The sequence below is a fragment of the Pontibacterium sp. genome (genome assembly GCF_041587635.1).
Taxonomy (GTDB): Bacteria; Pseudomonadota; Gammaproteobacteria; order Pseudomonadales; family Balneatricaceae; genus Pontibacterium.
Window position 1 is genome coordinate 1 of the sequence record NZ_JBFGYC010000685.1, and the last position, 1850, is coordinate 1850.

The window sequence follows — 1850 nt, forward strand, 5'->3', positions numbered from 1 at the left end:
AAGAGTCTTGGCTGAAGGTATTTCTAACTGTCGCTGTAATCTTTGTAAGTGGTGAATGGTAGCGAAACACAATATCAATGCAACACATACACTATGATTTCGGATGTTATGTTGAGACTAAGTGCCACAGAGGATGTACTGCGCTTTTTGAAAAAGAAAATGGAAAGATTGAAGGCTAGAATATCGATATCCGAAGTGATTTTTCTCGCAATGATGTGGAAGTGGGGGGTGTCTACATCAAGCATTACCACTTTCTCTGGCAGGATCACATTCTTTCCGTACAGAAAGAACGCCCAAATAAAGATGTAAATGTGTCAACAACAGACTAGTTTGGATGGCTGCTTTGGGTCGAAAGCGGTCATGAGGACTTATTCAGTGTGACCTCAGTCCGCAAAATCCAATGATAGAAACATCCGAGTTTCCCCCTCAGCGATAGGTGGTGACCGGTGTACCACACCAAAATCTTCATTCTCGAACCAGCCATCCCCTTTCAGCAAGACCACATCTCCAGCACTGATCTGTTCGAATTGTTCCGGTTCTGTTTTCGGAATTCGAGGACTGCCGTCTTCCGGGTACGGCAACCAGCGCGTAGGGTGCAATAGCAAAGCGTATTGCACCGAAACTGTTTTAGTCTTCGTAACCTAACGTATCGGCAAACGTGCTGTCGGCCCAGTTCTTGTCGTATACCCCTTGCTTCACCAAACGATGAAATGTGGAGTAAGGCCAATCGGCTACAGAGGGTACAAGCCCATGTTTGACTGGATTTATATGGATATAGTCCATATGGGAATTAAAGTCCCTTTCATCCCGTATCAGATGCTCCCAGTACCGTCTTTGCCAGATACCCCGTTCACCCCGTTTCTGGCGTGTAAGAGATCGGTGTTCTGAAGGAGGCAACATTTTTGAAAAACTTCCTTTGATTAACCGCCAACGAAGTGGGAAGTCTGAGTCACCAGCAGGCAAGCTTAAAATACAGTGAATATGATCGGGCAGTACGACCCAGCCATGAATGGTGAAGGGGTGGCGCATACGGACATCACGTACAACTGCCCGCAAATGATCAATATGATGCACAAGCAAATCACATCGCTGACGCTGAAGTAAATTAATGGTGAAGAAATAGGTGCCACCTGGCATCCATGCACGTCGGTAGTTTGGCATTGGTAAATACTGGTTCAAATCGCTAACCGGTGCAATACGCTTCGCTATTGCACCCTACATTTAAGTCCAGCTGGGCGGTACCGGCGCTAACCCGCAGTATCCTGAAGCAGCAGCTGCACCAGGTTGAGCAGAAACAGCAGTGCAGCGATTCCCTGCCAGACACGGGTGGGGTTTTTCTCCAGCAGCGGTTGGTGGCGTACTTTGGCTTCCAGCTGAGAGTTGGGAACGGTCAGGTCCTGAATAAATTCGGAGTAGGCATCGTAGCGGTGGATGGGGTTGGGTTGCAGGGCTTTGCGTAAACAGCCCTCCATCCAGAGCGGGAGATCCCGGCGGTGCTGGATTGCTGGGGTGTAGCTGAATTCAGAGTAGTGATTGATCTCTACCTGCTTGATGTTGCGCTCGTCAAACGGCAGCTGGCCAGTCAACATCTCATACACAATGACCGCCAGTGAGAACATATCAGAACGGAAGGTTCCCATTTCGGCCATCAGGTACTCAGGCGCAACATAGTTGACCGAACCCTGAGGCACCGACTTATCCAGTGGTGAACTCATCTCTTCGATACCGGCGATTCGTACGGTGCCAAAGTCCAGAATCTTCACCCGACCGTCCATATCAATCATGATATTTTCCGGTTTCAGATCCTGGTGCAACATATCGGCACGTTGAAACGCGCGCAGGCCCTGAAT

General features: G+C 48.9%; 3 protein-coding genes. All 3 read right to left on the reverse strand.

Annotation, left to right across the window (positions count from 1 at the left end; genetic code table 11):
* Positions 1-383 precede the first annotated feature (383 nt).
* Positions 384-605: a DUF1826 domain-containing protein gene (locus ABYW01_RS20710; RefSeq protein WP_372836416.1), complete on the reverse strand. Its 222-nt coding sequence runs from the start codon at positions 603-605 to the stop codon at positions 384-386.
* Between the two features lie 22 nt (positions 606-627).
* A complete protein-coding gene (locus ABYW01_RS20715) occupies positions 628-1179 on the reverse strand; it encodes a transposase (RefSeq protein ID WP_372836417.1) in 552 nt (183 codons plus the stop codon).
* A 68-nt stretch (positions 1180-1247) separates the two neighbouring features.
* Positions 1248-1850, reverse strand: a 603-nt coding sequence (locus ABYW01_RS20720) for a serine/threonine protein kinase (RefSeq protein ID WP_372836419.1), incomplete at its 5' end; no start/stop codon positions are given.